This is a genomic window from Nocardia sp. NPDC058497 (assembly GCF_042720195.1).
Lineage (GTDB): Bacteria > Actinomycetota > Actinomycetes > Mycobacteriales > Mycobacteriaceae > Nocardia.
Genome location: NZ_JBHXMY010000324.1, coordinates 1 through 6,843, shown reverse-complemented (window position 1 = coordinate 6,843; position 6,843 = coordinate 1). Strand labels below are relative to the sequence as shown.

Sequence of the window (6,843 nt, the reverse complement as noted above, 5' to 3'; positions counted from 1 at the left end):
GGATCGCGGGGGTCCGTTGTGGGGGCGAGCTGGGGTTTTCGCCCGCGCGGGGCCGGGGGTGGCCCCCACCACGGGCACCGTAGGTATCACCGACTCGACCGCGTCGGCATTGGAGTACCTGGCCAACGGTGACAGTGCCCTGGTGAGCATGCAGTACTCCTACCTGCCGAGCTGGCTGTCGTTCGTCGTCGACCAGGAACGGGCCAGGCAGTCCGGTCAGGCCTTGTTCGAGGCGGTACACGCCGAGTGGGACACCCTGCCCGCGGATCGACGGCCGAAGCTGGTTGTCTTCGGCGAGAGCCTCGGCTCCTTCGGCGGCGAGGCCGCCTTCGCCGGTATCCAGGACATGGCGGCCCGCACCGACGGCGTCCTGTTCGTCGGCCCCACGGCGACCAACCCCGTGTGGCGCGATGCCACCGCGCGCCGCGACCCCGGCTCACCGCAATGGCTGCCGATCTACCGCGACGGACACACCGTGCGATTCATCGCCGACGCACCGGATCTCGCCCGCCCCGACGCCCCGTGGGGATCACCCAAAGTGGTCTACCTCCAGCACGCGTCCGACCCGATTACCTGGTGGACACCGCAGTTGCTGTTCCAGAAGCCCGATTGGCTCCGCGAGGAACGCGGTCCCGACGTCCTGCCGAGTACACGCTGGATCCCGGTCGTGACGTTCCTACAGGTGTCGGCGGACATGGCCGTCTCGACCGATGTGCCCGACGGCCACGGCCACACCTTCCACGCCGACATCGCCGACGCCTGGGCCGCGATCCTGTCACCGGCCGGCTGGACCCCGGCCGACACCGAGCGCTTGCGAGCGATCTTGCGTGGCACCGAATGAACGCCACACCGGGATATGGGCTACCAGCAGTGAGGGGATCGCTGTGATCCGCCGGCATCAGCGCCACTGCCATCGTCCCGGCCGGTCGTCTTCCGAATTACCGCCCAGGCGGGATCCCGGATCCGTCGCCCGAGCCTGACGGAGACGGGGGCGAAATAGCGGCGGTGAAATCCCACATGTCGGTCTAGCTGTACGACAGAATGTCGCCATGCGGACATTTGCCGGGATGTTGCACGCGGTTGTCGCCGGGGTTCTGGTTGTCGCGGCTGGGCCCGGTGTCGCGGCCGCTGTGCCCACCGGAAGTGCCGGCCAGGGTCAGCTGCTGCCCTGGCCTGGTGGCGGGCCGGATGGGGTGCAGGCGACCGGGGCGGCGCTGGCGGACGGGATCACCGGAACCGTGGTGTGGTCACGAGAGGCGCACACCCCGGTTCCGATCGCCAGCATCACGAAGGTGATGACGGCGCTGGTCGTGATCGTCGCCGGTGATCTCGAGCGGCCGGTGACCGTGCCGCAGGAAGCCATGGGCTACTGCGGCAGGCACAACGGGAGCACCGCGGGACTGGCGCCCGGCGAGGTGCTCACCGCACGGCAGCTCCTGTACGGGCTGCTGCTACCTTCCGGCTGCGACGCCGCCTATGCGCTTGCCGAGGCCTACGGGCCCGGCCAGGACGGTTTCATCGCCAGGATGAACGACACCGCGCGTGTCATGGGCCTGGCGGGAACACATTTCACCGACCCCAGCGGTTTGCCGAACCCGACCGACAACTCCACCTATTCCACACCGGTGGATCTCGTGGCGCTGGGCGTGCGCGCGATGAGTCTGCCGGTGTTCCGCGACATCGTCGGTGCGCGGACCTTTCACGTTCCCGCCGGAGCGGGTAACCGTGAGCACCACTGGAATTCGACGAACCGGCTGCTGCACGAATATCCCGGCACCCTCGGCATCAAGACCGGGAACACCGACGCCGCGGGACACTGCCTGCTGTTCGAGACGGTCCGGGCGGGAATTCCGCTGATCGGTGTGGTGCTGCACAGCTCACCCCACAGCAGCGTCACGGCGAAAGAAGACGCCGAGCGGATGCTGAACTGGGCTTACGACCCGATCCTGAACGTACTGCAGCCCGTCCGCTGATCGACGCGTCCACACCGGCGCATCAGATTTCGTCCTGGCGGCGGCACGAGGGATCATGCGCGGCGAACAGTCGGGTCAGGGCCGTTTCCATAGCGCGTTTGCCCGACGGGCTCAACGCGGCGAGGAACTCGTCCTGGACCTGTTCCAGTTCGGCGAACGCCTCTTTCAGTGTGCGGAGGCCCTTCGGGGTCGGTACCACGACGTGGGTGCGCCGGTCTTCGCCACGCTCGCGGGCCGCCATGCCCGTGCGCTCCAAGCGGTCGATCACGGCGACCATGGTCGTGCGGTCGAGGCCCGTGAGCCTGGCCAGATCCTGCTGGGAGAACACGCCCGTACCGGCGTAGGACAGCACCCGGAAGTCCTTGCCGCGCAGGCCATAACGGTCCAGCGACTGCTCCACGGCGTCGCGGGCCGCATCGCCGACCCGGAACAGCATGAAGATCGGCGCCCGGGTGATCTGTTCCACTGCCGTCGTCTCTCGCATCAGCCCATCTTAGTCACGTACGCTGATCGTCAGCACTGCTGATGATTGGAGCTCGATATGCCCGATGCCAGAGTCGTCAAGGTCACCCTCGTGGTCCTCGGCCTGATCACCATGACGCCGGTGCTGGCGCTGGTGACGCCCGCCGCGCTGGAGTACTACGGACTGACTCGACTGGGCCCGATGGAGGAGGCCCTGCTGCGGCACCGCGGCGTGATGCAGCTGGTCCTGGGAGCCGCGCTGGTCTGGGCGGCGTTCGTCCCCGCGGTTCAGGTGCCGGTGGCACTGGCCGCGATCACCACCAAGACGGCGAATCTGATACTGACGCTGTCGGATTCGATCACCCGGCCGGATGCCCCGGTGTTCAGCACGGTGTTCGACTCGCTGGCCGTGCTGTTGCTGATCGGCCTGATCGTGCTGCGACTGCGCGCCGAGTGGGGATCTGACAGGAAGCCGCGTGCGCTCAGCGTCCCGCGGCGGTGAGCCGGTGGTCCGCTTCGAGCAGCATCCACCCGCTCAACTGCACCGAGAGATCGCGGCTCAGGTTCACCGACGACTCGGCGGACGAGTCCGCGAGCTGGAGAAAGGTGCCCGGATACTCCCGGACCGTGACAGCACGGGTCCAGTCGGTACCGAACAGCGGTAGCCCGTCCACCTCGGCGCGGTGTTCCCAGGCTGCCCGCGCGGACGCGTGCACGATGTCCGCGGCGGTGGTGTCACCCAGGGACAGTGCGGCTTCGGCGAGATACCGCGCGAGGATACCCATGAACAGCCCGGAATCGCCCCCGGCGGTCGCGGTGATCACCCCGGCGTCGGTGAGCTCGTCCTCGACCGCGGCGACGAGCGCGGCCACCCGGGCGCGGTGGCCCGGTTCGCCCGTGCGCAGCGCCAGTTCGGTGTCCAGCCCGATGGTCACGCCCTGGCAGTAGGTGTGGACGGTCCGGTTCACTTGTCCGCCGGGCTCGTGGACACCGTCGAGGATCAGGCCGCTGTGCGCGTCGCGTAGCCGGGTGTGCAGGAAATCGGCAAGGTGCGCGGCGCGGGGTAGCTCGCCCAACCGGGCGAAAGCGATACCAGCCGGGCCGATCGAGGGGGTGTTGTAGTAGTCGTCGCCGAAGCGCCATGGCACCGCACCGACGGCCGGGTTCCAGCCGTCGATCAACTCCGCCCGCAGCTCCTCGACGGCGTCGCCGAACCGGATGTCGAGCAGCCGGTCGGCGCGGTCGAGCGCCAGCGCCAGCCACGCCATATCGTCGTAGTACCGATTGGTCCAGCCCGTGATATTGCGAGTTCGGATACCGCGGGCGAGCGCGACGACCAGGTCGATGCGTTCGGGGGTGCGGGCGCGGCACGCGGCATCCACCGCACAGTCGAGCAGCTGAGCTTGCCACCAGTAACACCAGCGTACGAACGACTGCTCAGCCGCCGTCGCCGGCCAGACGAGCGCGCCCAGCTTCCGCTGCGGCAGACCCCAAAGCGGGCGCACATGCCGCGCCACGATCGCCTGTTCGGCCAGGTCCGCCCGCTGTCCGGAGTCCGCGGGCCCGGTCGACATCCCCCGTGTGATGGTCCCCGCCCGCCCCGGCTGCTCCAGCGCGGAGTACGCCATCGCGGCTCCGGCCGCGAACAGCACACTGCGTCGGCTGATGCCTTCGTGCCGTCCATCCATCTGCTCGAGCTCCTCTTACTGGACAACGACATCGGAGCCGGGAACCGTACCGCCAGAGTCCGGTGCCGGAATGACCAACACTTGAACTACTCAGGTTTGCCGCGAAAACGTTGTCGGAACCTACTCGGCGTCGAGCGCATCATGGAGGACATGGACGACGCAGACCAGGAAGCCCGCCGGGCGGCGGCGCAGGCTGAAATCGGGAAGCATGGTCGGCTGATCCGCAGAACGCGGGACGGCAAACTGCTCATGTGCGGTGAGCGGCCATCGTGGGGTTATCAGCGGCTGATCGGGGAGCGCCTCGCCCTGACCGAGGCGGCGCTCGACATCCAGACCGGTGGCGGGGAAGTGCTGGCCGGCGTCCCGCGGCTCCCCTCGGTCACCGCGGCGACCGAGGCATGGCGGTGATCTACTTCCTGCGCAAGGTCATCTGGATCGTTCCCGGCTTCTCCGTCGAGGCCTACCGCGACCGTCTCCGCGAACTCCACGAGCGGATCGTCGCCGACGGCCCGTTCATCGCCCATTCGTCGCGCTTTCTCATCGAGGCCCGCAAGCCGCGGGTCCGCTGAGCCGGCGCGAGCGCTGAGACCGCGGCTGCGCGACCATCGTCGGCATCACGCCGCGGGCGGCATGAGCACGCTGTCGATCATGTACACGGTGGCGTTCGCGGTGCGGACACCGCCGCAGATCACGTTCGCGTCGCCGACCTTCAGCGCGTCACCGGACCCGGTGACCGTGACATCGGCGCCCTCCACGGTCGTGTGGGTGCCGGCGATGCTCGGTGGCGCGATCTGGCCGGGAACCACGTGGTAGGTGAGGATCTCGGTGAGGGTGGCCGAGTCGGTCTTCAACGTCTCGACGGTCGCCGGATCGATCTTCGCGAAGGCCGAGTCGACGGGGGCGAACACGGTGAACTCGCCGCCGTTGAGGGTGTCGACCAGATTGACATCGGGATTGAGCTCGCCCGAGACCGCCGACACGAGAGTGGTGAGCATCGGATTGTTGGACGCGGCGACCGTCACCGGCTCCTGGGCCATTCCGCTGACCGAGCCGGGACCGCTCGGAACCTGGGCGGCGTATTCCGCGCACCCCGGCCCGACCAGACCGGACGCGGCGTCCGCGCCGGTGGTGTTCGGTGCCGAGGTCATCGGTGCGGGGGAGGTCGCCGTGGTGGTGGTCGCGTCGTCGTCGGTACAGGCCGCGACGCCGAGCGTCGAGCCGAGGAGCATGGCCGCTACGAGGGTTCTGCGCAGGTATCGCATGATCTTTCCGTTCCGTCGGCGTGTGGCACGAGGCCGCACGGTGTGGGTGCCACGGAGTTCGGCTGGCCCGGCCGCTCGGATGGCTACCTCTTCCGCTCCAAGAATTGCCAGGCCGGCCTCACCGCCCGACACAATCGATGATCGGCACGGGATAGGCTGCCGGATCGACGTTCTCGCGCCAGGGACGATGAATTCGCGCGCCGGGCAGGTGCGCCAGCTCGGGCAGCCATCGCCGCACGTAGGTGCCGTCGGGGTCGTAGCGGTCGGCCTGGCGCAGGGGATTGAGGACCCGGTTGGGGCGGGTGTCGGTGCCGGTGCCGGCGACCCACTGCCAGTTGAGCTGGTTGTTCGCCAGATCGGCGTCGACGAGCCAGTGCAGGAAGTGCGCCGCGCCGATCCGCCAGTCCTGGCGCAGCGACTTGGCGAGGAAGCTCGCGGTGATCAGGCGTGCTCGTCCCGGCATCCAGCCTTCCGCGCGGAGTTGCCGCATCCCCGCGTCGACGATCGGATAGCCGGTGCGTCCGTCTTGCCATGCGGCGACGGCCTTTTCGTCCGACGGGCCCGCTGTCGTGCGCCGACGGTAGTCCGACCAGGCGGCATCGGGGCGGGCGGCGAGCACTTGGTGGTGGAAGTCGCGCCAGGCGAGTTGCCGGGCGAAGGCGAGCCCGCTGTCGCTCGACATATCGACGCGGCGAACCACTTCGGTGGGGGACAGGCATCCGAAATGCAGGTGCGCCGACAACCGGGAGGTCGCGTCGGCGGCGAGATTGTCGTTGTCGCGGGCGTAGCCGTCGATCGGGCCGTCGAGCCAATCACGCAGGAGCGCACGGGCGGTTGTTTCCCCGCCGACAATCAACCGTGGCGACGGCTCGCCATCGCTGAGGTCCTTCGCGGCGGGCAGTGCATCGCTGCGGATCGGCGGCACCGACAGTGACCGGGGCGCTGGGAGTGGGTTGCGGCGGTGGGCCTGGCTCCAGCGCCGGAAGTACGGGGTGAAGACGGCGAAGTGGTCGCGTCCGGTCGACGGGACGAGCTCAGCGGAAGTGGTGGTGACGGAGCCGGAGTGGCAGTGCACGGCTGCGTTCAGTCTGTCGCGCAGCGACTGTTCGCGCGCTCTGCTGTAGCGGCTGACGTCCTCGGCCAGGTGCACGCTCTCGGCCTCGGTCTCCTCGATGACGCGCTCGACCTCGTCGACCACCGCGCCGCGTCGCACGACTAGCGCACCGCCTCGTGCGCGTAGTTCTGCGTCCAGCTCGGTCAGTGCCGCCGCGAGGAAGTGCGCGCGATTCGGCGGGCAGCGGTCGGGCACCAGCGCCTCGTCGACGACGAACAGTGGAACCACCTGGTCGGCTGCCCTGGCCGCTCCCGTGAGGACCGGGTTGTCGTGCACCCGCAGGTCACGGGTGAACAGTGCGATGGAGACGCTCATCGCGTGCCGAGGGGGCGGACGTCTTCACG

7 protein-coding genes and 1 pseudogene are annotated in these 6,843 nt (G+C 68.9%); 4 read left to right on the top strand and 4 right to left on the bottom strand.

Annotated features, from left to right (window positions below):
- Together ACFWPJ_RS20640 and ACFWPJ_RS20635 are read left to right on the top strand one after the other, a co-directional pair.
- Positions 1–841, top strand: an 841-nt coding sequence (locus ACFWPJ_RS20640; protein ID WP_378853643.1) for an alpha/beta-hydrolase family protein, incomplete at its 5' end; no start/stop codon positions are given.
- Positions 842–1,049: 208 nt separating this feature from the next.
- Positions 1,050–1,973, top strand: coding sequence for a D-alanyl-D-alanine carboxypeptidase family protein (locus tag ACFWPJ_RS20635; protein ID WP_378853641.1), 924 nt, complete (start codon positions 1,050–1,052; stop codon positions 1,971–1,973).
- Positions 1,974–1,995: 22 nt separating this feature from the next.
- Here ACFWPJ_RS20635 and ACFWPJ_RS20630 read toward each other — a convergent pair whose 3' ends face one another.
- Positions 1,996–2,457: a MarR family winged helix-turn-helix transcriptional regulator gene (locus ACFWPJ_RS20630; RefSeq protein ID WP_378853639.1), complete on the bottom strand. Its 462-nt coding sequence runs from the start codon at positions 2,455–2,457 to the stop codon at positions 1,996–1,998.
- A 57-nt stretch (positions 2,458–2,514) separates the two neighbouring features.
- Between ACFWPJ_RS20630 and ACFWPJ_RS20625 the strand changes: the two genes are divergently transcribed.
- Positions 2,515–2,937, top strand: a complete 423-nt coding sequence (locus tag ACFWPJ_RS20625) for a hypothetical protein (protein WP_378853637.1) — start codon at positions 2,515–2,517, stop codon at positions 2,935–2,937.
- Here the strand turns inward: ACFWPJ_RS20625 and ACFWPJ_RS20620 are convergent.
- Positions 2,918–4,123, bottom strand: a complete 1,206-nt coding sequence (locus ACFWPJ_RS20620; RefSeq protein ID WP_378853635.1) for a glycoside hydrolase family 76 protein — start codon at positions 4,121–4,123, stop codon at positions 2,918–2,920. The genes ACFWPJ_RS20625 and ACFWPJ_RS20620 overlap by 20 nt on opposite strands.
- Before the next feature lie 258 nt (positions 4,124–4,381).
- Between ACFWPJ_RS20620 and ACFWPJ_RS20615 the strand changes: the two are divergent.
- Positions 4,382–4,692, top strand: a pseudogene (locus ACFWPJ_RS20615) (hypothetical protein); the annotation flags it as partial.
- Between the two features lie 45 nt (positions 4,693–4,737).
- Here ACFWPJ_RS20615 and ACFWPJ_RS20610 read toward each other — a convergent pair.
- The gene (locus ACFWPJ_RS20610; RefSeq protein WP_378853633.1) at positions 4,738–5,385 is read right to left on the bottom strand and encodes a fasciclin domain-containing protein; all 648 of its coding nucleotides are present in this window, start codon (positions 5,383–5,385) and stop codon (positions 4,738–4,740) included.
- 118 nt (positions 5,386–5,503) lie between these two features.
- Positions 5,504–6,814, bottom strand: coding sequence for a cryptochrome/photolyase family protein (locus tag ACFWPJ_RS20605; protein ID WP_378853631.1), 1,311 nt, complete (start codon positions 6,812–6,814; stop codon positions 5,504–5,506).
- Positions 6,815–6,843: the final 29 nt, after the last annotated feature.

What these genes read in the sequence shown, in the direction of transcription:
- ACFWPJ_RS20635 (WP_378853641.1), top strand. Translation starts at nt 1,050, where the DNA reads ATGCGGACATTTGCCGGGATGTTGCACGCGGTTGTCGCCGGGGTTCTG.
- ACFWPJ_RS20630 (WP_378853639.1), bottom strand. Translation starts at nt 2,457, where the DNA reads ATGCGAGAGACGACGGCAGTGGAACAGATCACCCGGGCGCCGATCTTC.
- ACFWPJ_RS20625 (WP_378853637.1), top strand. Translation starts at nt 2,515, where the DNA reads ATGCCCGATGCCAGAGTCGTCAAGGTCACCCTCGTGGTCCTCGGCCTG.
- ACFWPJ_RS20620 (WP_378853635.1), bottom strand. Translation starts at nt 4,123, where the DNA reads ATGGATGGACGGCACGAAGGCATCAGCCGACGCAGTGTGCTGTTCGCG.
- ACFWPJ_RS20610 (WP_378853633.1), bottom strand. Translation starts at nt 5,385, where the DNA reads ATGCGATACCTGCGCAGAACCCTCGTAGCGGCCATGCTCCTCGGCTCG.
- ACFWPJ_RS20605 (WP_378853631.1), bottom strand. Translation starts at nt 6,814, where the DNA reads ATGAGCGTCTCCATCGCACTGTTCACCCGTGACCTGCGGGTGCACGAC.